The following is a 23,983-nucleotide window of genomic DNA, read 5'->3' as shown; positions in this document are numbered from 1 at the left end:
GCCGCAATCAATGTGCTGGGGAGCGGCCGTCCCATTGCAGGGCGGCGGAAGAATCTTGTCCGTCCCTCTTCGTGGAGGAGTCCCACACGTTGGCCCACAGGTAGAGCTGGTTCCAGGAACCGATCGGGCGGTTCTGCTCGGTTGGGCTGCCGTCCTCTGACGTGTACGGGCGGAGGCCGATATCAGAGGTGTCTCCACGGAAATCTTCAGGCAGTTTTTCCTGTGAAAACATGATGTTCAGGTCTTTTTTCAATCCACCGAATTTAGAATCCGTCAAGAGACTGGAAGAAACCAGGGAGATGTCATGGTACACCTCTCCCAAGTCTTTCAGCCGGCCGTTTTTACTGTTAGCCAGTATCGTATCAAGGGAGATGAGTTTTCTGACTGTGGACATGTCGTTTCCGGAACTCGATGCCATCATGGAAGAAAGGTTGAGGGGCTCCAAATCGGGACCGGGCGTGTCCCACGTGGAGCGCATCACCGTCAGGGCATCCGTGCTTTCTTCCGAGGCATGCGGCATCAGGTTGATGCGCGCCTTCTGGTTTTCTCCCGTTACCCACCACGCAATGTATTTACGCACGCTGGAATTTCTTTTAAGGCCAATGGTTTTGGATGAATCGTCCACACGCACCATGCGGGCGTAGATTTCCTTTTTGTCCTGGTTCTTGGCGCCTACGGGCGTTCCCACCGTGCCATGGTCCACCAAGGCGACACTGCGGAAATTCTGGTTGGTAAGGGAACGTTTGCCCAGCAGGCTTTTGCCCGCTTCCAGCGTGCTGAGCCTGCGCAGGTCCGGGTCGGAAATGAGCCAGCGGCGGAACATGGACTTTCTTCCCGTATCGTAGGTGGAAGAAATGTTCATGCCCTGGGAGTTAGTCTTGTTGAGCCAGGTGTCCCAGCTGTTCCAGACGCCCAGGATGTACGGGGCGTTGCCTTCGCTGGCGCCGGAGGAAAGGATGCCCGAGTTGGCGGAAACGCGCTGGTCGGGTCCCAGCTCACACTGGAGCTGCCCGAGGGCCACTTCCAGGGAAAACCTGGCGAGGGATTTGGCCTCCGCGGCAAAGAGCTGTTTTTCGGAAATGCGGACCTGTGAGGATGCAATGGTAAGAAGGCCAACGCTGAGGAGGGCCAGGAGCATCATCAGGGTGATGGTGGCAATCAGGGCAAAACCCTTGCTTATATGTTTAAATCTTTGGGTTTGCGGAATTGTTCTTTTCATCGTAATTTTCCTGAAAATTATTAAAATCTATTATAAAAACTGGGAGACGCAAAGCTGCTGCCAATAGGTTTTCCGGCACGTCATATCAACATACAAAATAGTTCTTTCCGGGCAAGAAAAATAGTTCTCGTTTTGCAAGTAAAAACGTATCTCTAAAAAGAAAAGACCAAACGTGTTTTTGCATTCACACTCATTTAGTTTTATAGTCAATTAAAAGTAAACGGATTCTAAATCCGCTGCGTGTTTTTCTTTTTCTCAAAAAGCCAGGTTAAGAAATTGTCACAAACCCGTAGTAGACCTGGAGCTTCGTTTTTGGGATACCATGCGGTCAACGGCGCAGGACGCGCCATTTGACCGAACATGACTCCGCATCCAGCCGCCGCCGACCAGACCGCCGTAGAGGTGGATTCCCTGGATTTTTGTTATGGGAGCAAGCAATCCCTGTTCCATGTCACCATGAAGGTTCCCAGGAACCGGGTGACGGCGTTCATCGGCCCTTCCGGATGTGGAAAGTCCACGCTGCTGCGCTGCATCAACCGGATGAATGACCGCATTCCGGAGGCCCGCGTCACGGGCGGCTCCATCCGCATTGACGGGGTGGACGTGACTTCCCCGTCCCTGGACCCCATCCATTTGCGCCGGGAGGTGGGGATGGTTTTCCAGAAGTCCAATCCCTTCCCGATGACCATTTATGAGAACGTTTCCTACGGATTGAAGCTGGCGGGGGTAAGGAACCGCGGCATTCTGGATGAAGCGGTGGAGGAAAGCCTGAGGCATGCCGCCTTATGGGATGAAGTGAAGGACCGCCTGCATGCTTCCGCCAACGGCCTTTCCGGGGGACAGCAGCAGCGCCTGTGCATCGCCCGTTCCATTGCCGTGAAGCCTCGCATCCTGCTGATGGACGAACCTTGTTCCGCCCTGGACCCCATTGCCACGGTACGGGTGGAAGAGCTGATGCACCGGCTCAAGGAGGAGTTCACCATCATCGTAGTTACCCACAACATGCAGCAGGCCACCCGCGTTTCCGACCTGACCGGTTTTTTCATGCTGGGAAGGCTGGTGGAGTTTGATTCCACGGAGAAGATTTTTTCCAATCCTTCCATGAAAGAAACGGAGGATTATATCACGGGAAGATTCAGTTAACAGAGAGTTGTTTATGGTTTTTTCAAAGTTTACTTCCAGAAAGGGAGCCGGGCATTTTTCCCTTTCCTCCGGCGTTGTACGGAGGCTGGCCGCATCCTCCGCCAAAAGGAACAGCCTGCGCCGCCAGCACATTTTTTACCATGCCGGCAAAAGCGCCGCCAGTCATCAAGCCAATATTCCTAATCATGAATCACGACGCGCACACCCTGAGGGAGTTTGACGCCGCCCTTTCCTCCCTGAATACGCATTTGCTCCAGATGGCCTACAAGGCGCAGAGCGCCCTTGACCTGGCTGCCGCCGGGCTGCTGCAGCAGAATGAATCCGCCTCCAACCAGGCCATTGCGGAGGATGAGGAGCTGGATGAGCTGGAAATGACGGTGGACCGGGAAGGCCTGCATCTGCTGGCTTTTTTCAGTCCCGTAGCCTCCGATCTCAAGGTGGTGCTGGCTTCCATACGCATGTCTTCCATGTATGAACGGATCGGGGATGAGGCCGTGACGATTGCCAAGAGGGCCAACAAGCTTAACAAGCGCCCCCGCATCCGGGAGGCTGCCCAGGCGGACCCCGTTTACCGGGAGATGGCGGAGCAGTTCAGAGCGGTGAACAAGGCCGTCTCCTCCTGGGACGGGAAGGCTCTGGCGGAGCTGGTTCCCGCGCTGGAGACGCTGGCGGAGCATGCGGCGGCCATGACGGATACGTTCACGCGCCTGCCGGAACAGTATCAGGACAATCTGATTTCCGTGGCGGACCTGATTTTTGTGGGCCGTTCCATGGAACGCATGGCGGAAGGCCTGCAAAAGGTGGTGGCGGAAGCCCTTTATGCGGCGTCTTGACAGCGCACGCCTGAAAAGCTGAAAGACGGGGTTCCGGAGTTTGGCGCGCCGGAACATTTCCTGCCTTTCCCGCGCAGGGGACTGCGGATATGCCTTTTACCTGACGGTCCAGGTGATATTGCGCGTGGCTGACTGGCCGGGACGCAGGATGACGCTGGGGAAGTGGGGCGTGTTGACGGCATTGGGGAAGCCCTGGGCTTCCAGCGCGATTCCCTGGCGCGCCTGGGGCAGGTATTCCCCGGTATACACCTGGAGGCCGGGCGCGTCCGTCGCCACGATCAGGCGGTGGCGGGATTCCGGGTCCAGAAGGATGGCGGCGATTTTGTCGCCGGGTTCGGAATCCAGCACGTAGTTGTGGTCCAGTCCGGCGGCGGTGTCCGGATGGGCGGCGGAGTTGCGTTCTCCCAGCAGGGCTGCCTTCCGCAGGTCAAAGTCCGTTCCTTCCACGGGAAGGATGCGGCCGTCCGGAATGTTGGTGGCGTCCACCGGGGTGTAGGCGGAAGCCCGCACCTCCAGCGTCATGGAGTCAATGGTGGGCTTGCCGGAAAGGTTCCAGTAGGCGTGGTTGGTGAGGTTGACGATGGTGGCCGCGTCCGCGTACGCTTCCAGCCGGAGGTGGAGGGTTTCTTCCACCACGGTATAGGTGGCTACCACTTCCAGATTGCCGGGATAGTTTTCCTCCCCGTCTGCGGAGTGCAGGGTAAGCACCAGCGTGTTGCGCGTGGCTTCCTGCACCTGCCAGATTTTGCTGTCGAAGCCCTGCACGCCTCCGTGCAGGTGGTTGGGGCCGTTGTTGACGGCCACGGAATGGGAGTCTCCGTCAATGGAGAACCTGCCTTTTGCGATGCGATTCGCGACACGGCCGCAAATCGCACCGCAATAACAGGTGTCTTTCAGCATGTCTTCAAAGTGCTTGGGCCCTACGATCATGTCCATGCCGTCCTTGACGACGGAGATGATGCGCCCCCCGTAGTTGCTGATGCGTACCGTCAGCTTGTCGGAAGACAGTTCAAACAGTTCTACTGGAGCGCCGCCGGGTAAGGTGCCGAAGATCATGCCGGTATGTAGCTGGTCAGTGAAGGAGGGCCAATTAGTAGGCCAGCACGCGGGAACCGTTGTTGCCGATGATCACGCGCACGCGCTGTCCGACCTGGATCGGGTTGTTCCTGCTGGCGACCTGCACGACCGTGTAGTTGCGGGTGCCGTTCCTTTTCTGGTCCAGGCGCACGGTGATGCGTTCCCCGGTCGTGTTGTTCACGGCCTTGTCAATCTGGTTGCCGGCGATGCCGCCCAGAATGGCGCCGCCCGCTGCCGTGGCGTACTTGGCGTTGCCGCCGCCGAACATGGCGCCGGTCAGGCCGCCCGCCACTGCACCGATGCCGGTGCCGGTATTGGCGTTATTGGCCTGGATTTTGACGTTTTCCACACTGGTGACCGTACCGGTATAGGTTTCCTGTGCGCCGCCGATTTCGTTCAGGTTGTAGGCGTTCGGGGAACCGAAGTTGGTGCAGGAGGTGATGGACAGCGCGATGGCCGCACAGCCGATGGTAAGAATGGAAGTCGTTTTCATGATGACAATTTATAAAATGGGTTGAAGGTTCAAATCAAGTAATTTCATGGTCAACGGGACGGACGGTTTTACGCCCACCCGGTGGAGAAAATCCTTGCCGAAAGGGTTCGGCAAGGGTTCGCGTTCATTGTGATGGTTTCCGTGAGGTTAGGCCTTGGGAGCTTCTTCCTTTTTGGAGCAGTCGCAGGGCTTTTCACCTTTGCTGCAGGGCTTGTCGCATTTTTTGCCGCACTTGCCTTCCTTGTCGCATTTCTTGTCGCACTTTTTGTCTTTCTTGCAGCACTTCTGAGCAGCGGGGGCGGAGGAATCGGCCGGAGCGGCGGCTTCCTGGGCGTAACCGTTGACACTGAATGCGAAAGCAAAGGCTGCTACAGCGAGGATCTTTTTCATATGATGATGTGTGAGGTTGGTGTTGTTGATGATAAACGGCACATAATCTGCCGTTCTACGACTGATAGAGTAACAGAGTTTAAGATTTGTTCAAAAAAATGTGCAGTCAGCATGTTTTTTTTAGGAAGGTTTTCGATTCAACTGCGTTTTTTAAAACCGGGGTAAGTCTGACAGTGCCGCGGCGTGGACGGAGCGGCGGCTTGCATGGCCTGCCGTCTTAAGGCACGCTAAGAAACATGAGTTCAGCCAAGGAGCCTGTGACGCGCCGTTTCGGAAACGGTTTGACGGTTTTGATCAAGGAGGACAAGTCCCATCCCGTAGTGTCCCTTCAGTACTGGGTGGGCACCGGGTCCATGAATGAGGGCCACTGGCAGGGGAGCGGCCTTTCCCATTTGCTGGAACACCTGGTGTTCAAGGGAACGGAGCATTATTCCGGGCAGGACCTGGCCCGCAAGGTCCAGGAACGCGGCGGCCACTGGAATGCCTATACCAGCGTGAACCGCACTGTGTATTATATAGACGGCCCTGCGGATTCCTGGCAGATTTTCCTGAACCTTCTGACGGAGCTGGTGTTTTTCCCCACGTTCCCGGAGGATGAACTGGAGCGGGAGAAGGGGGTGGTGCGCCGGGAGATGGCCATGTACGCGGACGATCCCGATTCCGTGGCTTACCAGCTTCTGATGCAGACATTGTATCTCAAGCATCCGCGCCGCTGGCCCGTGCTGGGGGAACCCGCCGCGTTTGACTGCCTGACGCGCCAGGACGTGCTGGATTACCATGCCAGCCGCTATGTTCCGAACAATGTGGTGCTTTCCATCGCGGGAGATGTGGATGCCGCGGAGATTTTTTCCCATCTGGAACTGCTGGTGGAGGATTTAAAGTCCCGCCCCCTGAACCGGGAGCTTATTCCCCATGAACCGCACCAGTTCGGTTCCCGCAGGGTGCGCAAGGAATTTGCCGTGCCTTATTCCAAACTGAACCTTGCCTGGCGCCTGCCCTGTTCAGGCCATCCGGATACGCCGGCTCTTTCCGCCCTGGCCAGCATCCTGGGCGGGGGCCGTTCCGCGCGTTTTTATGAAAAGTTCCACGACCGCCTGGGGCTGGTGTACAGCATTGAGGTGCATTCCAACCAGTCCGAGACTGACGAAGGGGCGTTCACCATCAGCATTGACGTGGACCGCGCCCAGCGTGACAAGGTGCGGGACCTGGTGCTCCAGGAACTGCGGAATCTGGCACAGGAGGATTTTACGGAGGATTTGAAGAGAGTTTGCAAGCAGACGCGGGTCAGCCGCCTGCGCCGCAGGAGTTCCGCCGCCGGAGTGGCCTCGGAAATGGGGGCGGACTGGTTCGGGGCGCGCAATTTGAACCTGTCTTCAGAATGGCAGGAAGCCATTGAACGGGTGACCACGGAAGACCTGCACCGCGTGTGCTCCACCTGGCTGTCCTCCCCGAATGTGACGGAAGTCAGCCTGGATCCCGTGGGCAGCAACGCCGCGGAGGAAGACGGTTCCGCCGCCGGGACGGAAACGGCCCTGAGCGAGCATGTGCTTGGCAACGGCATGAAGGTGGTGATTCGTGAGGACCACCGCCTTCCGCTGGCCTATGCCTGCCTGGCCTTCAAGGCCGGCTGCCGTGCGGAGAATGAACATGACGCCGGGGTGACGGATTTGATGTCCGAATGCCTGCTGAAAGGGACCGCCACGCGTTCTGCAGGGGACATAGCGCGTTTTCTGGAGGACATCGGAGGGGCCATCAATACCTCCACAGGCAACAATTCCCTGAGCGTGGGCTGCCAGATTCTGGCGGAAGACCTGGATTCCGGACTGGAGCTGATGGCGGATGTGGTGATGAATCCCTCCTTCCCGGAGGACGCCTTCCTCCGGGAGAAGGAGTCCTTTGTGGCAGATGCGGAGGAGGATTTGGAAGATCCGCTTTCCGTGGCGTTCCGGCAGGAACGGAAGGTGGCCTACGGCCATGTTTCCTACGGGAATTCCCCGTCCGGCACGCCGGAGAGCCTTTCTTCACTGACAGTGCGGGACGTGAAGGAACAGTATGAACGCATCATCTGCGCCTCCAATGCCGTGATATGCATTTCCGGAGATGTCAGGAAGGAGGAGGTTCTCCCTCTTCTGGAAAAGCGTCTTGGCGGAATGAGGGCCGGAATGCCGCCGGTCCTGACTCCCACGCCCGCGCTGCGCGCTGGCCGGGAGGTGTCCGTGCTGGACAAGCAGCAAGCCGTGCTGGTGGTGGGAATGCCGTGCGTGGACGTGGCTTCCCCGGAAATGGCGCAGGCGCTGCTGTTCCAGGCCTGGTGCAGTGACATGGCCGGTCCCGTTTTCACCAACATCCGGGAGGAAGCCGGGCTGGCCTACTATGCCAGCTCCTCCCTGTTCATCGGCATGGACGCCGGAGGCATCTGCTTCTACCTGGGCACCTCTCCGGAACAACTGGAGGAAGCCGGGCGGCGGCTGGAAAAGACTCTGGAGATGATTCATGAGCGCGGCATGACGGAAGAGGAGCTGGAACGCACCAAGGCGTCCGCCCTTTCCTCCCGCCTGCTGGCCATGCAGTCCAACGGAGCCCTGTGCCAGATGCTGGCTCTGGATATCCTGTTCGGGCTGCCCCTGGATGCGTTTGAACGGCAGACAGTCGCCATCAGGAACATGGAGCTGGACCAGGTGAACGCCTTTATCAAGAAGGTGCTGGACCCCGCGCAGCCGCGTTCCTGGTCCATCGTGCGTCCGCCCCTTTCCTGAGGAAGCGGGATAACGGAGCGGCTTTTGCTCCACCTCCCGTTTTTTGCCCTGTTGGCGGCCAGGTTCCACCGGGGGCCTGGCCTGCCTGCCGCAAAAGTGGGAATCGGCGTTCCGCCCGGGAATGAGGGCCTTCCGGTCCTCATCAAGTGCGGCTGCGGGAGAAAGGGAAGAAAGCCCAGCTTTGCTTCGGACGGACGTAAATGCGAAAGGCGGGAGCCTTCCGCTCCCGGATGGGAGTTTTCCGTCTTTACCGGTTTTTCAAGCGGAGTATTCCTCTTTTTCTGCCGGGCTGCCCTGCCACCGGGCGTAAAAAAGCCGTTCCCTCGCGCAGGAAGGAACGGCTTGATGAAAAAATGAGGTTCGCGGTTTTAACCGATTTCCGTGCGGCCCAGCAGGTGGGCGCCTTCTTCCATGGCGAGGCTGCGGGTCTTCATGTCCCCGACGACGCGGGCCTGCTGCTTGAGTTCGCAGCGGTCGGAGGTGACCTTGCCTTCTACGTTGCCGTAGATGCGCACGTCTCCGGCGGTGATGTCGCCCTTGATCTGGGCGGTTTCTCCGATGGTGACTTTTCCCTTGTCGGAAATGATTTCACCTTCGATTTTGCCGTCGATGTGCATGTCGTTCTGGAAACGGATGGTTCCCTTGATTTCAATGCCGGAGGCGAGGAAGTTTGTTACGTTGTCTGTCATTGTCGTAAAATGGTTGGGGATGGATGGTTCTGGCTCAGATGGTCATGATGTCCTTTTCCTTGACGGCCACCAGCTCGTCAATGTCCTTCACGTACTTGTCCGTGAGCTTCTGGATCTGCGTTTCCAGATCGCGCTGGCCGTCTTCCGTGACGATGTTGTCCGCCTTGAGCTTTTTGGCGGAGTCCATGCCGGCCTTGCGGGCGCCGCGTACGCGCACGCGGGCTTCTTCCGCCTGGGATTTGACAAGCTTCACGAGGTCCTTGCGGCGTTCTTCCGTGAGGGCGGGAATGGGCAGGCGGATGGAGCGGCCTTCCACCAGCGGGTTGAGGTTCAACTTGCTTTCATTGATGGCGCGGCCGATGTCATGGACGGTGCTCGGGTCAAAGGGCTGGATGAGGATGAGGCGGGGTTCCGGCGTGCTGATGACGGCCAGGCCCTTCAGCTTCATGACGGAGCCGTAGCTGGAGACGTGCACGTCCAGGTTTTCAACGAGGCCGGGGGAGGCTTTTCCCGTGCGTACGCCGGAGAATTCCTGTTTGGCGAAGTCCACGGCCTTGAGCATGGATTCCTCCGTTTCCAATATTAATGTTTCTGCGTCCATGATTGTGGTGGGTGCTAAGTGTTTTTTGTAGGTTGGAAAAAGGGGCGTGCGGAGTTCAGCTGATGGTGGTGCCGATGGGTTCCCCGAGCAGGGCGCGCGTGATGTTGCCCGGCGTGTGCATGTCGAATACGATGATGGGCTTCTTGTTGTCCATGCACAGGGTGAAGGCCGTGGAGTCCATCACCTTGAGCTGGCGTTCCAGGCATTCCTGGTAGGAAATGGCGTCAAAGCGCTTGGCGTCGGAAACCTTCTTGGGGTCCGCATCATAAACGCCGTCCACGGAGGTGGCCTTCATGACCACTTCCGCATTGATCTCGCTGGCGCGCAGGGCCGCCGTAGTGTCTGTGGAAAAGAACGGATTGCCGGTGCCGGCGGCGAAGATGACGATTTTATTGTTGTCCAGGTAGGTGCGGGCTTTCAGGCGGATGAAGGATTCCGCCACGTTTTTCATTTCAATGGCAGACTGCACCACGCAGGGGACTCCCGCGCGTTCCAGCGCGCTTTGGAGAGCCAGGGCGTTCATCACCGTGGCGAGCATGCCTACGTAGTCCGCCGTGGCGCGGTCCATGCCGCGCACGCTGGCTTTAGCCCCGCGCCAGAAGTTGCCGCCGCCCACGACCAGGCCGATCTGCACGCCGGCGCGGTGCGCCTGGGCGATTTCTTCAGCAATGCGGGCGACGATTTCCGGGGAAATGTTGTCCATGCTGCCGGGGCTGCGCAGGGCTTCTCCGCTGAGTTTCAGGAGGATTCTTTGATAGGCGGGTGCGGATGTGTCAGACATAGATGCGGATTTTACGCAGACAAGATTGAAATTTCACGGGGCAAAAAGAAAGCAAAAAGAGAGCACCTACTGATTTTTCTCCGCCGTGCCGGAGATTTCCACCTGGATGGGGCTTCTGCTCTCCAGACTGCGGGTGGGGAAGGGGAAGGAAATGCCCTCTGCCGCAAAGCGGTGCTTGATGTCGTGGGCAAGCGTTTTCTGGCAGTCCAGAAAGTTGTCCTTCAGGCACCAGGCGCCGATTTTGAATCCCAGGGAGGAATCCTGGAATCCGGTGAACATGATGACGGGAGCCGGGTCGTCCAGGCAGAGCTTGTTCTGTTTGACCACTTCCTGCAATATGCTCACGACGTGTTCAATGTCGCAATTGTAGTCCACGCCCAGGTCCAGGTCACAGCGGCGCGTGGAAAAGCGGGTGATGTTGCTCACCGGGTTTTTGATGATCATTTCATTGGGTATGCGGACCATGGTGTTGTTCGGCAGCCGGAGCTGGACGGACATGAGGTTGATGGAGTCCACATTGCCGGTGATGCCGCCCACTTCAATCATGTCCCCCAGGTTGATTTGCTTTTCCCCCACCAGGAAGAGGCCGCTGATGATGTTGGACAGGGAGGTCTGGGAGGCGAAGCCGACCGCCACGCCGATGATGCTGGCCGCGCCCAGCAGGGTGAGGATGTCGAACCCCATCAGGGCGAAGGCTTCCACGCCGATGATGATGTAGCCTGCCTCCTTGACTATTTTAACGGTCAGGCGGGACGCCTGGGGGGACATTTTCAGGGCGGTGATTTTCCGGAGCACCTGGCAGAGCAGCTTCAGGAGAATCCAGCTGACCACCAGCCATATCACCACATGCAGGATTTTGGCGCCCACGGACTGCACCATCTCCAGCTTGAGCCAGTCCGGCATGTTCAGAAAATCCATGGTTCTTGTCCAGATATCTTCCCTGGAGGATGCGGCTGCCATGAAATCCATATTCATGCCAAGGATGTAGCAAACACCCCTGTGCGGCTCAAGGGGCGTGCGCGTATTCCTCCTGATTTATGACAGTTCCGGCATTTCCGGAAAGGGAGAGGCCGCGGCCGGGGAGGGGGGATAGCCGGGAATGTGCGCCTTAAAGGGCCGTCAGGTACCGGATACGCGCGTCAAGATAGAGAAAAAGCGGGAGGGCCTGTTCGGAATGAGGTACACTTTTCCTCCGGCGGAAAAGAAAATGACTTCCATGCCCTTTTCCGTCCCCCGGTCCACACGAGCCATTTTCCATTCCCCTGCAGGACTGGCGGACGTATAAACCAGATAAAATTTCAGGGAACCGTCCGGGCCTTTCTTGGCCGCTTTTGATTTATTGGAAAAGTCATACAGCTCTCCCGCCTGGTTCTTCCAGATTCCGTTTAACAGCTGGTCCACCGGTCTGCCCTCGGAATTGAATGGCTTCATGTAATTGTGGATGGCGATCGCTTCCTCCATGCTTCCCTGCTGGGCCAGCTGCTTCTGCCTTTTTTCCACGGCGGCCAGATATTTCCGGGTTAACGGCTGGCACGCCTTGGAGTATTCCGTCAGGAATTCCTGATGCAGGTTGTTCAATCCCGGCTCCGGTGATTTGATGATGTTTTGCCTGCCGTCTTGCAGGGTGAGCCAGTCAGTACTGGAGTCCTTGTAAATCTGAATGATGGTGGAGTCGTCTTTTTTAACCCAGATGCGCAGGGGCTCCCCGGTGAAGACCACTATTTCCCGGGAGGATTTTCCGGGGTCCGCCCACTGGTCCTGGGGCTGGAATGCTGTTTGTTTAATGTCTTTTGAGAACCGCCTCAGTCCGGCATCCAGAAACTGCGTGAATTCGTTGCTGTCCCCGTTCTTTTTCCACGCCTTTCCTATGAAGAACGGGTCGATGGTGTTGGAAGAAGGCGGAGAGAGAATATCTTTTTTGATGTTTTGAAGAACGGATTGTATCTGTTTGGCTTTTTCAAAGTCGGATTGATTGACCGCCTGCTGCTGGAGGGCGAGAAGTTTTTTTGAAAATGCGGGAAGAAGAGCTTCCCCGCGCCTGGTGCAGAATTTTTGATAGGCTGTTTCAAGGTCCCTGATGTTTTCAGGCGCTTGGGCATTTGCGGCCCAGACGGAGCCTGCAAGGGCAGAAATCAACAGGAAAGCCGGCATGAAGTAGTTCATTCCGGGTAAATTAGAACGGAAGGATCCGTTGTCAATACTTATATGTTAGAGAAAAGCGGCAAAAAGGCCGTTCCCGGAAAAGGGAACGGCCTTGAAATATTGTCGGGGCAGCTTACTTGCTGAGGTAGGAGGCCACGCCTTCGTGGGACGGGGTCATGGCCGCTTCACCCTTGTGCCAGCCAAGGGGCAGACTTCTCCGTACAGTTCGAAGTGCTGGAGGGCGTCTACCACGCGGATGGCTTCATCAATGGAGCGTCCCAGCGGGAAGTCGTTGATGAGCTGGTGGCGGACGATGCCGTCCTTGTCAATCAGGAAGAGGCCGCGGTAGGCGATCAGTTCCCCGTTGACTTCCACGTTGCCGTCTTCGTCAATTTCCTCGTCTCCGGCCAGAACGCCGTAGTCGGCGGAAATGGTCTTGTTGATGTCGGAAACGATGGGGTAGCTCACGCCCTGGATGCCGCCCTGGTCACGGGGGGTGTTCACCCAGGCCCAGTGGGAGAATTCGCTGTCCGTGGAGCAGCCTACGACGGCTACGTCACGCTTGTCGAATTCGCCCAGGGCTTCCTGGAAGCCGATCAATTCAGTGGGGCACACAAACGTGAAGTCCTTCGGGTAGAAGAACAGGATCACGTACTTTTTGCCTTTGAACTGGTCAAGACTGAAATCCGGTACGATGGTACCGTTTACAACTGCGTTTGCACTGAAATGAGGTGCCGGTTTTCCTATGAGGAGCATGGTCGGTTTTTTGGTTTGGTTCTAAAAGAATGATTCCAAAAAACGAACGAAAGTCAAGTGGCAATGATGCCTTCTCTGTGGCAAAAGGGCCTGTTTTCTCTTGAAAATGAAGCTTTTTTTGTCAGTATTGCCTGCATGTCATCCTCAAAGGCGCAACAAGACGAGTGGTCCGGCAAAATTGGCGTGATTCTTGCTGTGGCCGGGAGCGCCGTGGGGCTGGGCAACTTTCTGCGTTTTCCGGGGCTGGCGGCCCAGTACGGCGGGGGCGCCTTCATGGTGGCGTACGGTCTCATGCTGGTGCTGGTGGGCGTGCCCGTGGCATGGGCGGAGTGGTCCATCGGGCGGCGCGGCGGCCAGATGGGAGCCCACTGCGCCCCCGGCGTATTCTGGTACCTGACCAAGGGGTCCAGGCTGTGGAAGTTCCTGGGGGTGCTCGCGGTTCTGGGCCCTTCCTCCGTGGCCTTTTACTACATGGTGGTGGAGGCGTGGTGCTGCGGCTATTTCTGGAAGATGCTGACCCAGCCGGAGGTATTTGCCACGGCTGAGGGAACGGCGCAGACCTTTTTCAGTTTCACGGGGATGTACGGGGACGGGAGCGCCCTGCTGTCCGACAACGGGCTGCTCTGGATCGTCGGCGGGGTCATCCTGCTGAACCTGGGAATCATTTACCGGGGCATCAGCAAGGGAATCGAGATGTTTTCACGCTGGTTCATGCCGATACTCCTGCTGATTTCCCTGGTGCTGCTGGTGCGCATTTTGTGCATCGGCACGCCGGACCCATCCTATCCGGACCGCAGCATTGAGCAGGGGCTGGGGTATATGTGGAATCCCAGCAAGGTGTTGGTGGAGGAGCAGGACCGGGACAGCGGGGAGTGGAAGACGGTTTCCATGGTGTCCGCCTCCCACCGGGGGGCCATGGATGAAGCCGTGCGGCAGGTGGAAATGTCCGGCGGAACCCGCAGGCTGACCGAGGTGACGTTGTGGGACGGCCTGAAAAACATTGAACTTTGGATAGCGGCGGCCGGGCAGGTGTTCCTGAGCCTTTCCGTAGGGACGGGGCTGATCCTGACTTATGCGAGCTACGTCAGGAAGAAGGAGGACATCGCATTGAGCGGCCTTTCCGCGGCCGCCTCCAACGAGGTGTGCGAGGTGGGCATTGCCGGCATGATGACGGTGCCTGCCGCCGTGGCGTTCCTGGGGGTGGCCGGAGCCGCCGGGCAGGGAACTTTTGCGCTGGGGTTCATGGTGCTTCCGCAGGCCTTTGCCAAGATGGGCTCCAGCGTGATCTTCGGCAGCCTGTTTTTCCTGCTCCTGACCGTGGCGGCGGTTACCAGCTCCATTTCCATGATGCAGGTGGGCCTGTCCTTTATTGAAGAGTTCATGGGGTTGAAACGCAAGATGGCCGTGGTGGTGCAGGGTTTTTTCACGGCCACGGGCACGCTGATCGTCGCCTGGTACAGCGGCAACCTGCTGGCGATGGATACGTATGATTTCTTCCTGGGCACCCTGTGTTTCTTTGTAAGCGCCATGGTGATGATGATTCTGTTCTCCTGGAAGCTGGGAGTGGACCGGGGGCTGATGGATCTGGAAGACGGTTCCGTCATCCGCATTCCCAGAATCTACCGCTTCATCATGAAGTTCGTGACGCCCACGCTGCTGCTGGCGATTTTCCTGACCTGGCTGGCCCAGAACATCTGGGTGAAGCAGGCCGCCCCCATTGAAGCGCTGGGACGCGGGGAGCATGGCGCGGTTATTCCGATGGGCTTTCTGGCGGCCTACACCCTGTTCCTGCTCTTTATCACCATGGCGTCCGGAAGGCACAAGGTGTACCACGGCCCGCGGTAGGCGGGGGAAAACCGGCGCGGATGTCCGTTTATCCGTGGCTTGCGGCAGCCGGAGGTCCAATCCGGAGGCTTGACCGCCGCCGGATTTGATATAGTCTGTTACCATGTCCAGAATGAGGAGGATACGCAGGAAAAAGCCCCGTGCCGGAGGCATTTGGAAAAAGCTGCTGCTGTGGGGCGTGCTGGGGGCTCTGGTGCTGGCTGTGGCGGCGGTAGCCGGCTCCTACCTGTATGTCAGGTCCTATTTGAAGAGTGACGATTTTTTAACCATGCTGGGGCAGTCCGCCGTTGACGACATGAATGTGGATGCCGCCAGGATAGCCCCGCTGGACTGGGACGGTTCCGGCATCCGGTGCGACGGCGTGACGATGGAAGGGCATGAGTTTTTAACCTCCCTCCAGGCAAAAAACATTGAAACGGAGTTCAGCCGCTGGGATTTGCTGAAGCGCGCCTTTGTGATTACCTCCGTGAATATTGCGGAGCTGAAGCTTCAACTGGCCCCGGCGCCCTTCCGTTTCCGGGAAAAGGAAGAGGGACCCAGGAGCTGGGTGGAAAAGAATATCCTGCCGGATACGTTCCGCCTGGAAAAGGGGAGCATTGATTCCCTGTCCGTCTCCTACGGTGTTCCCGGCAGGCTGTACGCCCTGAACGGAACCCGTGTGGAGAGTACCCATGATGCCGGGTCCAGCCAGTACAAGTTTGACGTGCAGGGGGGCAGGCTGCTCCTTCCCTTCAAGGGCTGTCCGGAGTTTTCCCTGATGTCCGGCACGGCGCAGTTCAACCATTCCAGCAGGCGGGTGAACGTTCCCTCCTGTCGCCTGACCACGGATGCCGGCGGCTATGTGGACATCAAGGGGGACTGGGACGGCCTTTCCTCCTCCTGGACGGCGAATATGGTGGTGAACAGCGTTCCCGCCTCTTCCATCCTGGAAAATGACTGGAAGAAGCATGTCCAGGGCAGTGTGAGCGGCGGGGTGGACCTGCGCGGCGGCCGGGACGGCGTGACGCATGTGGCCGGGCTGGTAAGATTGCAGGACGGGATGCTGACCGGGCTTCCCGTCCTGGACAGGCTGGCTCTCTTCTGCGGTTCTTCCAGATTCCGCCAGCTCCCCCTGCACAAGGCGTCCGCCCAGTTCCGCTATAAGGAAGCCGCCTGGCATGTCTCCGACATTCTGGTGGAGAGCGAAAATCTGGTGAGGGTGGAAGGCTGGCTGGAAATCGGAAAAGGAGGCGAGCTTAACGGAAGGTTGCAGGTGGGCCTGCGGTCCGACGGCCTGTGGAGCGCCCTGCCGGGCTTTTCCGACGTGTTTTCCGCTTCCCGCCAGGGAGCCGGAGGCAATCTGGTGTGGGCCAATGTGAACATTGGCGGCACGCTGGACAACCCGTCGGAAGACTTGTCCGCGCGGCTTATCAAGGCGGCGGGAGACCGCCTGACGGAGATCGGCATGGGCAAGGTGGCGGAAGTGGCGGACGTCGCGTCGCGCCTGCTGAACAAGGGGGCCGGGGAAGGCAGGGGGAAGGATGGCACGGAAAAGGGTAACGGGGGGTTCAGGATTCCGGCCGCAGACCAGGTTCCCGCTCCCGTCATGCCCCAGCTTCAGGACGCCGCAGAGAAGGGGCTCAAGACCGGGAGCGACCTGATGAACGGATTGATGAATTTGTAACCTGATTTTTCCAGATGAAACTTTATCCCTACCAGACGGTGCAGGCAGTGGCCGTTATTGCGGAGCGCATCGCGGATACGGCTTTCCGCGCCACCCTGCCGAACGGCAAGACTACTGTGGCTTTTGTGGAGAAAAAGAACGCTCCGTTAAGAGATGTGCTCAAGCCGGGCGACCGGGTGAACGTGACGATTTGCCCGGCGGATTTTGACCGCGCCCGCGTGGACGGCCTGGCGGAATGACGGGGGATTGAGGTTCCAACGGCATATTTCAAGCTGTTTTCATTCCCCTCCTCATATTTGGGAACGTGGACTTTTTGGCACACGGCAGGGGTACGTTTGTGCAGATCCATTTTATTTGCGGGATGGATTCTGCCATGCGGGCTCCGTGGCCCCTCCCTCCGGATTTTTATTCTGTTTTTAGCCGTTATGGCATTTTCATGTGGAAAGGCATATCCATTTTCCCACCGTTTTAAAGCGTCTGAGGATGTTGAATACAAAGACTGAAACAGCAAAGACAAGAACTGGTTCAAAGAATTTCAGGATGGAGTGCAGCGTGCTGTTTTCAATGCTGGCGGGTATGCTGTGATAGAATAGCATAATGCCTATGGGGTGGAAGACATAGACGAAAAAGACGGAAGGCGCCAGGCTGGATAGTTTAGTAGCCGTTTCCGGGGATAGCCGGGTGCAGGCTATGGCGCATACCATGGGGAAAATGACCATGAAGATGTTTTGGACGGATATCAATATGAGGGCGACATGCTGGCTGCCTCCGGCATCCTGCATGGCGTATTTGCCAACTGCGGCGCACAGCAGCATTACCAGCGTCAAGGATGAAACAAGGGCAAGGTGCTCGCAAATCCATGCGTGAAGACGGATGAATGCGCTTCCTGCGCGCGCAAAAAATACCAAGCAGGAACCAGGACATGCCGTACGCTCCCTGTGCTTTAAATAAAAAGGGGATGTCATCTAAACCCGCATGGTAAATTAATTCGGGGGCAGCCCCCAGAATTTGGAAAATGACGGTAAATAACAACAGTGCCGCATCATTCAATTTACTTAACAGAGGGCTGACAAGGCTTAACAGCAGCAGTTCCCTCAAGAACCACAGTATTCCGTAGGCGGGGAAGGTGTTGAAGATATTACAGCCGAAAACGGCAACCATGTTGGCATAGATGGCATGAAGATTGAATTTGAAGTAGATCAACGCTCCAATCAGGCACCAGAGAAGATAAGGAATGAACAGTTTGAGAAAACGGCTGTAATTGAGCGCCTTTTTACTGTCCTGCTTAATAAACAAGGCTGAAATGAAAAAGAAAACGAAGACGGACCAAGCGCCTATTATATTATCGCTGAAATAGTTCCATACATTGGCATGGGATGCTATAATACACAGCATGGTGAGTACCCGGCAAATGTCAATCCAGACAATACGCCCGTGAGATTTAATCTGCTGTATATTAATGAATTGGTTGTCAGCGATGTTGCTACATGCGTGACTGATTGTTTTCAAAGGGAGTCCGGGTTTGTTTTTAGAGCGTTTTCAAAGGGCCGTCCTGCCTTCCAGCGCTTTCATCAGCGTCAGCGTGTCCGCATGGCTGAGGCCGGCGCCGGCGGGCAGGCCCTGGGCGGGGCGGGAAATTTTGCAGTCCAGTTCTTTGAGCAGGTGGTGGAGGTAGGTGGCCGTGGCTTCCCCCTCCACGTCGGAGCCCGTTGCCAGAATGACTTCACAGCCCGGCAGCCGGGTGACGCGTTCCACCAGGGACTGGATATTGAGGTCTTCCGGCTCCACGTCGTCCAGCGGGGAGAGCTTGCCGCCCAGGCAATGGTACAGCCCGCGGTAGGCGCTGCTGCGCTCAATGGGAATGACGTCCGTGGCCTGTTCCACCACGCAGATGAGGCGGCTGTCCCGTTCTTCATCCCGGCAGGCGGCGCAGGGTTCTCCGGCGGTGCTGAAAAAGCCGCAGACGGGGCACGGCGTGACGTGTTCCGCCGCCTGGCCGATGGTGCGGGCAATCGCCTCCGCTTCTCCCATGTGCCCCTGGAGCATCCACAAGGCCATGCGTTCCGCTCCGCGGGTGCCGATGCCCGGAAGCTGTTTGAGGGCGGTTACCAGTTCAAGCACGGGAAGGGGATAGTCCAGATTATTCATGAGTGGGGGGATGTTCGGAATGATGCGGGCCGGGCGACGGCTGGGGCCACAGGATGGCGAGCGCACCCGCGCTCCCCGCGGAGAGCAGGCACGGAACGGCGTTGAAGAAGATGCCCCACAGCCCCAGCACCGGGGTAAAGCAGGCCAGCAGAAGAAGGAAGGCGGCCAGAACGGCCGTTTTACGGAGTGTTCCGCGGATCAGGATCAGGTCGTAAACCAGGGCCAGCGTCAGCGCAATGCACAGCAGGAAGCCCATGCCGGGGGAGAGGGCCGGAAGCATGTGCAGCCAGCAGAAACGGAGCGGAGGCCATGGCTCCCTTCAGGGCTTGCGCCCAGGCGGGGGTGACGCCCAGGGAATACAGCACCACGATCAGGATGATCCCCGCTACGGAGAACAGGGCCCACCGCATGAGCAGAATGTCCTGGTGCGTTTTGGAAGGCATGGCTGTGAAATGAAGAAGGCGGAAGCGCGATGGCTGCGGTGGACACAAACATCAGCGCTTCCGCCGGGAAGGGGTTTCCTGAAAGGGTCAGGCGAATCTCTTCACGATGACGGAGGAGTTATGCCCCCCGAAACCGAAGGAGTTGCTCAGGACGGCGTCCACTTTGGCCTCGCGGGCCTTGTTGGGCACGCAATCCAGGTCGCATTCCGGGTCCTGGTTGTCCACGTTGATGGTGGGCGGGATGATGTTTTCCTGCATGGCCATGAGGCAGGCTGCCAGTTCCACGCCGCCGGCGGCGCCCAGAAGGTGGCCGGTCATGGATTTGGTGGAGCTGATGAGCAGCCCGTTTTTGGCGTGGTCGCCAAAGACGGCCTTGATGGCCTTGATTTCGCAGATGTCCCCCAGCGGGGTGGAGGTGCCGTGCGTGTTGATGTAGTCAATGTCCTCCGGCTTCATGCCTGCGTGTTCCAGGGCCATCTGCATGCAGCGTGCGGCGCCGCGGCCTTCCGGGTCCGGAGCGGTGAGGTGGTGGGCGTCTGCGGAGATGCCGTAGCCGACGAGTTCCCCGTAAATCTTGGCGCCGCGTTTCTGGGCATGTTCCAGCGTTTCCAGAATGACGACGCCGGAGCCTTCGCCCATGACGAAGCCGTCGCGGTCCACATCATACGGGCGGGAGGCGCGCTGGGGTTCGTCATTGCGGGAGCTGAGGGCTTTCATGTTGCTGAATCCGGAGACGCCCGTAGGCAGGATGGTGGCTTCCGCGCCGCCGCAGACCATGACGTCCGCATCGCCGAATTTCATGATGCGCCAGGCTTCCCCGATGTTGTGGTTGGAGGTGGCGCAGGCCGTGACGATGGACATGTTCGGGCCGCCGAATCCGTATTCCATGGAGATGAGGCCGGAGGCGATGTTGCTGATCATGTACGGGATCATGAAGGGGGACACGCGGGCCGGCCCCTTGGAAAGAAGCGTGGCGTGCTGGCTTTCCAGCGTGCCGAGACCGCCGATGCCGCTGCCCACCATGACGCCTATGCGGGTTTTGTCCTCCGCTTCCAGATCCATTCCGGAGTCCTTGAGAGCCATTCCGGCGGCGCCCATGGCAAAGTGCGTGAAGCGGTCCACGCGGCGGGCGTCCTTGGGCGTCTTGAAATACGGGGTGGGATCGAAATCCTTGACTTCACCGGCGATTTTCGTGGAGTAGTCGGTGACATCCATGGACTTGATGGTGTCAATGCCGCTGCGGCCAGCCTTCATGGCTTCCCAGGTGGATGCAAAATCATTGCCCAAGGGGCTGATCACTCCGATGCCGGTGATAACAATTCTGCGGTCGGTCATAATAAGTGTGAGTGGTTGCAAATAATGCTTGAGTCAGAATAGGCGACATTACAGGAAAGTCAAGCTAATCCCCCCCGTTCCCCAGTGCGGGGCGAACGGGGAATGCGGAAGGGGCTTTCCTGCTGGGGGACAAGGGCTTTCCGGATACGGGCGTTCCCTGTTCCGCCGCGGCGGAGCCGGTCCCGCGAACGGATTTCAGGATAAATTCCACAATGGGAGCCGGGTCCGGCAGGCTGTGGGGATGGTGGCCTGCTCCCGGTTTATGGATTACCCGGATGCTGCCGCCCATGGCGCGGTATTTCCGTTCCACTACGGCCATGTTCTCCTCCAGGGGCACCACGTTGTCCGCGTCCCCCACCACGGCGAGTACCGGAATGCGCGCGTTGGCGAGCGGCGCCAGCCTGTTGACGGGGCTCAGCTTTCCGCTCAGGGCTTCCTGTTCCGTAGCGCCGTAAACGTCCAGCAGGCGGAGCCAGTCTTCCGGGGAGCCTGTTCCCTTCCCCCTGCCGCCGGGCCAGCTCGCCACGTCGCAAACGGGGGCGTCCGCATAAATGGCGGCCACCCGGCCGGGATGCAGGGCCGCCCAGTTGAAGGAAAAGAGGCCTCCGCGGCTGAACCCTTCCAGCACCGTTTTTGGGGAAAGGCGGTAGTCCCGGACCAATGTTTCATAAAACCGGTCCATGATGTCCATGGCTGCGGGCGCGCCGTACATGTTCTGCACGTCCACGTAAGCCACATGAAACCCTTCCTTGAGCAGGGCTATGTCCGCCTGCGGCTCGTTCCCGAAGAATTCCTGCCGCCAGATCCACGGCCTGTTTTCCGCCGGGGTTTTGGGGAGAACGAGGGTGGCGTTCCTGCCCGCTACCTTGAAGTGAAGGGACGGGAAGCCGTGCCAGTCCGAGACGGCCACTCCCTCCCGGATGCAGGGAAGAACGGAGACCGGAACCCCCTTCGGGATGCCGGGGCGGCGGTGGCCCGTTTCCGTCAGCCACGCCAGCTTGTACAGGTTGTGGCGCTCCAGGGCTTTCCTGAACTCGTCCCCTTCCGGAAAACGGACGCGGACGGGCACGCGGAGGATGGAGGCGAGGGGAGGCCAAATGGCCCTGGCAATCATGAAGTGGCCCTCCTGCCCGGGATGGACGCCGTCCCCGGCGTAAATGAAGCGGGCATTCCTTTTCTTCGCTTCCCGGATTTGGCGGCCCAGCTCCGGGCGCATGTCCACAACCTTCCAGCCGTCCTTTTTACGGCTGGCGAGCCATGCGGCATAAGTGTCCAGCACCTGGTTGTAACGGGCCGCATCCTTTTCCGGGGTATCCGCCATATAGGGAGGCGGCGTGATGGCGATGAATTGGGCCCCGGCGTCTTCCACTCTTTTTTCAGCCGTTCCATGCCTTGTTGATAGGCCTGGAAGCCTGATTCGGAAAAGGGCTGCATCATGCCGTCGTTCATCCCATAGCAGGCAATGACGAGGGTGGGCGCGTATTTGGAGAGAATGGAATCCAGGCGGTCATGAAGGCACGGGCGGGGGAAGGCGCCCCCGGCGTGGCCCGGTTCCGACAGGCCGGAGACCGTTTCACTGGGGAGCGCCATGCTGACGATTTCCGCGTGCCGGTAGGCCGGAGTCTGCCGCAGGGCCGCTTCCACCAGGGCAGGCCATTGTCCGGAATAGGGGATGCTGTCCCCCAAAATGGCGATTCTGGGCTCCCCGCCCATGGCGTGCGCCAGGAAAAGGGCCAGCAGGACCGGGATGATGCGCAGGGTGGTCATTCTCATGATACCACATTACGCAGGCGCGGGAATGAATGTTTCAGAGGCGCGTTTCTTCCGGAAAATAGAATTTTCCCGGAGCTTTTATCCGGTTCCCGGCTTTTCCGTCCGGTCCTTTTTTCCGTGCCGTGCGCGTCAATGGGGGCTGTTCGCCATGGCCGGCTGCGGCGCAGCCTGGAATTCCAGGGAAAGGGAATTGACGCAGTAGCGCGTGTTTTTCGGCGTCAGGCGTTCTCCGGTGAAGATGTGCCCCAGATGTGCTCCGCACCGGGCGCATGTGATCTCCGTGCGCCGCCCCTGGCCTGCGTTGATGCTTCTGACGGCGTCCGGCAGGGAATCGTCAAAGCAGGGCCAGCCGCATCCGGCGTCGAATTTGTCTTCCGACCGGAACAGGGCTTCCCCGCACTTGCGGCAGCCATAGGTGCCTTGTTCAAAGAAGCTGACGAACTGCCCGGAAAAGGGCGGTTCCGTTCCCTGGTGCTCGATGATGCGCTTTTCCGTTTCCGTGAGGGGACGGCGCGTTCGGGATGGGCCGGGATCAGGCACGCCCTGGGAGGCGGGAATTCCGCCGTCCACAGCCATGACGCCTGCCACCCCTTCCGCAATCGTTCCTATCCATGATGCCCAGTGTCTACGTTCTTCCTGATTCATACGTACCTATGACCAGGTTGGAGCGGATTTCGCTCATTCATACACCAATATCTTGTGGATAAGGTTGATTTTAAGGGGAGAATACTAAAAATATGGGAGTCTGTGGGAGGATTAGTACTCTAAATCCAGCCAAAGCTGCTCCCAGATTCCTTGCCGCTGTTCTTCCTGGGGGTGGGAGACGGACAGCCCCAGAAGGCGGAACGTGCGGTCCCCGGAATCCAGGTCTTCCATCAAAGTCCGGGCCAGGGGCAGGATGTCCTCCTTCTCCGTCAGGGAATCCGGAACGGTCATGCAGCGGGACTTCTGGACGAAGTCCGGGAATTTAACCTTCAGGGTAAGCGTGTTGCCCCGGAAGCCGGAGCGCGCCAGGCGCCCCGTGAGCTCTTCCACCAGCAGGGGAAGGTGTTGTTCCAGGGCCTCCGCCCTGGTGACGTCTGCCCGGTAGGTTTCTTCACAGCCCACGGATTTGCGGATGCGGGAAGGTTCCACGGGGCGGTCGTCCATGCCGCGGGCGAAGTTGTAGAAGATCCCCCTATCTTGCCGAAATGGCGGAGCAGGAAATCCAGGCTGCGTTCCCGGAGCTGCGCCCCGTTGGTGATGGAGAGGGCGCGCATGCGTTCGGCGGTGGCGTGGCCGACGCCCCAGAAGGCCTCAATGGGGAGCCGCGCGATGAATTCCTCCGCGCGGGAGGGATGAATGGTGAACAGGCCGTCCGGCTTGCGGTAGTCGGAAGCGATCTTTGCCAGGAATTTATTGTAGGAAACGCCAGCGGAAGCCGTCAGATGAAGTTCCTGCCTGATTTCCCTCTTGATGCGCCGTGCAATGTCGACGGCCAGCGGAATGCCCGGCTTGTTTTCCGTAACGTCCAGAAAAGCTTCATCCAGGGAAAGGGGTTCCACCAGGTCCGTGTAACGGTGGAAGATGGAGCGTATCTGCGCTGAAACGGATTTGTACACGTCCATGCGGTTGCGGGTGAAAATCAGCTTGGGGCAAAGCTTCATCGCCTTCATGGAAGGCATGGCGGAACGCACGCCGAAGCGGCGCGCCTCATAGCTGGCCGCCGCCACCACGCCGCGCATCTCCGGTCTTCCTACGGCGATGGGCTTGCCGCGGTACTCGGGATGGTCGCGCTGTTCGATGGATGCGTAAAAGGCATCCATGTCCACATGGATGATTTTTCTCTGTTTCATGGGTGCGCTTCATGATCCCGGTTAAAGCGGAAATCATGAGGAAAGGAGCGGCCGCATCATA

The 23,983-nt window shown here is 58.5% G+C and carries 23 protein-coding genes and 2 pseudogenes; 7 read left to right on the top strand and 18 right to left on the bottom strand.

Going from position 1 to position 23,983, the window contains the following annotated elements:
- Window positions 1–7: 7 nt before the first annotated feature.
- The gene (locus PVA48_RS02810) at window positions 8–1,219 is read right to left on the bottom strand and encodes a hypothetical protein (RefSeq protein ID WP_423232204.1); all 1,212 of its coding nucleotides are present in this window, start codon (window positions 1,217–1,219) and stop codon (window positions 8–10) included.
- A 360-nt stretch (window positions 1,220–1,579) separates the two neighbouring features.
- On the opposite strand from PVA48_RS02810, the gene pstB reads away from it, so the two are divergent.
- Together pstB and PVA48_RS02800 are read left to right on the top strand one after the other, a co-directional pair.
- The gene (gene pstB / locus PVA48_RS02805; protein WP_102721019.1) at window positions 1,580–2,362 is read left to right on the top strand and encodes a phosphate ABC transporter ATP-binding protein PstB; all 783 of its coding nucleotides are present in this window, start codon (window positions 1,580–1,582) and stop codon (window positions 2,360–2,362) included.
- Between the two features lie 185 nt (window positions 2,363–2,547).
- Window positions 2,548–3,195: a phosphate signaling complex PhoU family protein gene (locus PVA48_RS02800; RefSeq protein ID WP_180970978.1), complete on the top strand. Its 648-nt coding sequence runs from the start codon at window positions 2,548–2,550 to the stop codon at window positions 3,193–3,195.
- 96 nt (window positions 3,196–3,291) lie between these two features.
- Here the strand turns inward: PVA48_RS02800 and PVA48_RS02795 are convergent, their stop codons facing one another.
- The 3 genes from PVA48_RS02795 to PVA48_RS02785 all read right to left on the bottom strand — a co-directional run bounded on the left by PVA48_RS02795 (window position 3,292) and on the right by PVA48_RS02785 (window position 5,155).
- Window positions 3,292–4,251, bottom strand: a complete 960-nt coding sequence (locus PVA48_RS02795; RefSeq protein ID WP_022396304.1) for an aldose epimerase family protein — start codon at window positions 4,249–4,251, stop codon at window positions 3,292–3,294.
- A gap of 34 nt (window positions 4,252–4,285) precedes the next feature.
- A complete protein-coding gene (locus PVA48_RS02790) occupies window positions 4,286–4,765 on the bottom strand; it encodes a glycine zipper 2TM domain-containing protein (protein ID WP_022396303.1) in 480 nt (159 codons plus the stop codon).
- Between the two features lie 147 nt (window positions 4,766–4,912).
- On the bottom strand, window positions 4,913–5,155 hold the full coding sequence (locus PVA48_RS02785; protein WP_022396302.1) for a hypothetical protein: 243 nt from the start codon (window positions 5,153–5,155) through the stop codon (window positions 4,913–4,915).
- Window positions 5,156–5,391: 236 nt separating this feature from the next.
- Between PVA48_RS02785 and PVA48_RS02780 the strand changes: the two genes are divergently transcribed.
- The gene (locus PVA48_RS02780) at window positions 5,392–7,911 is read left to right on the top strand and encodes a M16 family metallopeptidase (protein WP_102721017.1); all 2,520 of its coding nucleotides are present in this window, start codon (window positions 5,392–5,394) and stop codon (window positions 7,909–7,911) included.
- Window positions 7,912–8,279: 368 nt separating this feature from the next.
- Here the strand turns inward: PVA48_RS02780 and PVA48_RS02775 are convergent, their stop codons facing one another.
- The 6 genes and pseudogenes from PVA48_RS02775 to PVA48_RS02750 form a co-directional block, all read right to left on the bottom strand.
- Window positions 8,280–8,600 (bottom strand): bactofilin family protein, encoded by a 321-nt coding sequence (locus tag PVA48_RS02775; protein ID WP_012420356.1) that lies wholly within the window; start codon window positions 8,598–8,600, stop codon window positions 8,280–8,282.
- A 34-nt stretch (window positions 8,601–8,634) separates the two neighbouring features.
- Window positions 8,635–9,201 carry a ribosome recycling factor gene (gene frr, locus PVA48_RS02770; RefSeq protein ID WP_022396300.1) on the bottom strand — a complete coding sequence of 189 codons (567 nt, stop codon included), beginning with the start codon at window positions 9,199–9,201 and terminating at the stop codon, window positions 8,635–8,637.
- A 55-nt stretch (window positions 9,202–9,256) separates the two neighbouring features.
- The gene (gene pyrH / locus PVA48_RS02765; protein ID WP_022396299.1) at window positions 9,257–9,982 is read right to left on the bottom strand and encodes a UMP kinase; all 726 of its coding nucleotides are present in this window, start codon (window positions 9,980–9,982) and stop codon (window positions 9,257–9,259) included.
- A 66-nt stretch (window positions 9,983–10,048) separates the two neighbouring features.
- Window positions 10,049–10,957: a mechanosensitive ion channel family protein gene (locus PVA48_RS02760; protein WP_102721015.1), complete on the bottom strand. Its 909-nt coding sequence runs from the start codon at window positions 10,955–10,957 to the stop codon at window positions 10,049–10,051.
- Between the two features lie 144 nt (window positions 10,958–11,101).
- Window positions 11,102–12,145, bottom strand: a complete 1,044-nt coding sequence (locus PVA48_RS02755; RefSeq protein ID WP_102721014.1) for a hypothetical protein — start codon at window positions 12,143–12,145, stop codon at window positions 11,102–11,104.
- Window positions 12,146–12,257: 112 nt separating this feature from the next.
- A pseudogene (locus tag PVA48_RS02750) lies at window positions 12,258–12,880 on the bottom strand (peroxiredoxin).
- Window positions 12,881–13,015: 135 nt separating this feature from the next.
- On the opposite strand from PVA48_RS02750, the gene PVA48_RS02745 reads away from it, so the two are divergent.
- The 3 genes from PVA48_RS02745 (at window position 13,016) to PVA48_RS02735 (ending at window position 16,627) form a co-directional block, all read left to right on the top strand.
- Window positions 13,016–14,725, top strand: a complete 1,710-nt coding sequence (locus tag PVA48_RS02745) for a sodium:calcium symporter (protein ID WP_180971681.1) — start codon at window positions 13,016–13,018, stop codon at window positions 14,723–14,725.
- Window positions 14,726–14,828: 103 nt separating this feature from the next.
- Window positions 14,829–16,388, top strand: a complete 1,560-nt coding sequence (locus PVA48_RS02740) for a hypothetical protein (RefSeq protein ID WP_102721012.1) — start codon at window positions 14,829–14,831, stop codon at window positions 16,386–16,388.
- A 14-nt stretch (window positions 16,389–16,402) separates the two neighbouring features.
- Window positions 16,403–16,627 carry a translation initiation factor IF-1 gene (locus PVA48_RS02735; RefSeq protein WP_022396293.1) on the top strand — a complete coding sequence of 75 codons (225 nt, stop codon included), beginning with the start codon at window positions 16,403–16,405 and terminating at the stop codon, window positions 16,625–16,627.
- Between the two features lie 415 nt (window positions 16,628–17,042).
- Here the strand turns inward: PVA48_RS02735 and PVA48_RS02730 are convergent, their stop codons facing one another.
- The 3 genes from PVA48_RS02730 to PVA48_RS02720 are packed head-to-tail and all read right to left on the bottom strand — an operon-like array spanning window position 17,043 to window position 18,816.
- Window positions 17,043–17,897, bottom strand: coding sequence for an acyltransferase family protein (locus PVA48_RS02730; protein ID WP_102749524.1), 855 nt, complete (start codon window positions 17,895–17,897; stop codon window positions 17,043–17,045).
- A gap of 30 nt (window positions 17,898–17,927) precedes the next feature.
- Window positions 17,928–18,536 carry a recombination mediator RecR gene (recR, locus tag PVA48_RS02725; RefSeq protein ID WP_102721010.1) on the bottom strand — a complete coding sequence of 203 codons (609 nt, stop codon included), beginning with the start codon at window positions 18,534–18,536 and terminating at the stop codon, window positions 17,928–17,930.
- Window positions 18,529–18,816: a hypothetical protein gene (locus tag PVA48_RS02720; RefSeq protein WP_423232203.1), complete on the bottom strand. Its 288-nt coding sequence runs from the start codon at window positions 18,814–18,816 to the stop codon at window positions 18,529–18,531. The genes recR and PVA48_RS02720 overlap by 8 nt, the downstream gene beginning before the upstream one ends.
- A 29-nt stretch (window positions 18,817–18,845) precedes the next feature.
- On the opposite strand from PVA48_RS02720, the gene PVA48_RS02715 reads away from it, so the two are divergent.
- Window positions 18,846–18,992 (top strand): hypothetical protein, encoded by a 147-nt coding sequence (locus PVA48_RS02715; RefSeq protein WP_423232202.1) that lies wholly within the window; start codon window positions 18,846–18,848, stop codon window positions 18,990–18,992.
- Between the two features lie 74 nt (window positions 18,993–19,066).
- Here the strand turns inward: PVA48_RS02715 and fabF are convergent, their stop codons facing one another.
- The 5 genes and pseudogenes from fabF to dinB form a co-directional block, all read right to left on the bottom strand.
- Window positions 19,067–20,314, bottom strand: a complete 1,248-nt coding sequence (gene fabF, locus PVA48_RS02710; RefSeq protein WP_423232201.1) for a beta-ketoacyl-ACP synthase II — start codon at window positions 20,312–20,314, stop codon at window positions 19,067–19,069.
- Window positions 20,315–20,378: 64 nt separating this feature from the next.
- Window positions 20,379–21,026, bottom strand: a complete 648-nt coding sequence (locus PVA48_RS02705) for a prolyl oligopeptidase family serine peptidase (protein WP_423232486.1) — start codon at window positions 21,024–21,026, stop codon at window positions 20,379–20,381.
- A gap of 398 nt (window positions 21,027–21,424) precedes the next feature.
- A complete protein-coding gene (locus PVA48_RS02700; RefSeq protein WP_423232200.1) occupies window positions 21,425–22,087 on the bottom strand; it encodes a hypothetical protein in 663 nt (220 codons plus the stop codon).
- Window positions 22,088–22,216: 129 nt separating this feature from the next.
- Window positions 22,217–22,732, bottom strand: coding sequence for a peptide-methionine (R)-S-oxide reductase (locus PVA48_RS02695; protein WP_022396287.1), 516 nt, complete (start codon window positions 22,730–22,732; stop codon window positions 22,217–22,219).
- Window positions 22,733–22,843: 111 nt separating this feature from the next.
- Window positions 22,844–23,922: pseudogene (dinB, locus tag PVA48_RS02690) on the bottom strand (DNA polymerase IV).
- Between the last annotated feature and the right edge of the window lie 61 nt (window positions 23,923–23,983).

This window comes from Akkermansia sp. JRP_AM1, assembly GCF_049262625.1.
In the GTDB taxonomy this organism is placed as follows: domain Bacteria; phylum Verrucomicrobiota; class Verrucomicrobiia; order Verrucomicrobiales; family Akkermansiaceae; genus Akkermansia; species Akkermansia massiliensis.
The sequence above is the reverse complement of the archived record's forward strand: the minus strand, read 5'-3'. Positions and strand labels throughout refer to the sequence as shown.

What these genes read in the sequence shown, in the direction of transcription:
- recR (WP_102721010.1), bottom strand. Translation starts at nt 18,536, where the DNA reads ATGAATAATCTGGACTATCCCCTTCCCGTGCTTGAACTGGTAACCGCC.
- frr (WP_022396300.1), bottom strand. Translation starts at nt 9,201, where the DNA reads ATGGACGCAGAAACATTAATATTGGAAACGGAGGAATCCATGCTCAAG.
- PVA48_RS02705 (WP_423232486.1), bottom strand. Translation starts at nt 21,026, where the DNA reads ATGTACGGCGCGCCCGCAGCCATGGACATCATGGACCGGTTTTATGAA.
- PVA48_RS02740 (WP_102721012.1), top strand. Translation starts at nt 14,829, where the DNA reads ATGTCCAGAATGAGGAGGATACGCAGGAAAAAGCCCCGTGCCGGAGGC.
- PVA48_RS02800 (WP_180970978.1), top strand. Translation starts at nt 2,548, where the DNA reads ATGAATCACGACGCGCACACCCTGAGGGAGTTTGACGCCGCCCTTTCC.
- pyrH (WP_022396299.1), bottom strand. Translation starts at nt 9,982, where the DNA reads ATGTCTGACACATCCGCACCCGCCTATCAAAGAATCCTCCTGAAACTC.
- PVA48_RS02775 (WP_012420356.1), bottom strand. Translation starts at nt 8,600, where the DNA reads ATGACAGACAACGTAACAAACTTCCTCGCCTCCGGCATTGAAATCAAG.
- PVA48_RS02700 (WP_423232200.1), bottom strand. Translation starts at nt 22,087, where the DNA reads ATGAGAATGACCACCCTGCGCATCATCCCGGTCCTGCTGGCCCTTTTC.
- PVA48_RS02745 (WP_180971681.1), top strand. Translation starts at nt 13,016, where the DNA reads ATGTCATCCTCAAAGGCGCAACAAGACGAGTGGTCCGGCAAAATTGGC.
- pstB (WP_102721019.1), top strand. Translation starts at nt 1,580, where the DNA reads ATGACTCCGCATCCAGCCGCCGCCGACCAGACCGCCGTAGAGGTGGAT.
- PVA48_RS02785 (WP_022396302.1), bottom strand. Translation starts at nt 5,155, where the DNA reads ATGAAAAAGATCCTCGCTGTAGCAGCCTTTGCTTTCGCATTCAGTGTC.
- PVA48_RS02780 (WP_102721017.1), top strand. Translation starts at nt 5,392, where the DNA reads ATGAGTTCAGCCAAGGAGCCTGTGACGCGCCGTTTCGGAAACGGTTTG.
- PVA48_RS02735 (WP_022396293.1), top strand. Translation starts at nt 16,403, where the DNA reads ATGAAACTTTATCCCTACCAGACGGTGCAGGCAGTGGCCGTTATTGCG.
- fabF (WP_423232201.1), bottom strand. Translation starts at nt 20,314, where the DNA reads ATGACCGACCGCAGAATTGTTATCACCGGCATCGGAGTGATCAGCCCC.
- PVA48_RS02755 (WP_102721014.1), bottom strand. Translation starts at nt 12,145, where the DNA reads ATGAACTACTTCATGCCGGCTTTCCTGTTGATTTCTGCCCTTGCAGGC.
- PVA48_RS02715 (WP_423232202.1), top strand. Translation starts at nt 18,846, where the DNA reads ATGGCTCCCTTCAGGGCTTGCGCCCAGGCGGGGGTGACGCCCAGGGAA.
- PVA48_RS02795 (WP_022396304.1), bottom strand. Translation starts at nt 4,251, where the DNA reads ATGATCTTCGGCACCTTACCCGGCGGCGCTCCAGTAGAACTGTTTGAA.
- PVA48_RS02790 (WP_022396303.1), bottom strand. Translation starts at nt 4,765, where the DNA reads ATGAAAACGACTTCCATTCTTACCATCGGCTGTGCGGCCATCGCGCTG.
- PVA48_RS02760 (WP_102721015.1), bottom strand. Translation starts at nt 10,957, where the DNA reads ATGAATATGGATTTCATGGCAGCCGCATCCTCCAGGGAAGATATCTGG.
- PVA48_RS02695 (WP_022396287.1), bottom strand. Translation starts at nt 22,732, where the DNA reads ATGAATCAGGAAGAACGTAGACACTGGGCATCATGGATAGGAACGATT.
- PVA48_RS02720 (WP_423232203.1), bottom strand. Translation starts at nt 18,816, where the DNA reads ATGCTTCCGGCCCTCTCCCCCGGCATGGGCTTCCTGCTGTGCATTGCG.
- PVA48_RS02810 (WP_423232204.1), bottom strand. Translation starts at nt 1,219, where the DNA reads ATGAAAAGAACAATTCCGCAAACCCAAAGATTTAAACATATAAGCAAG.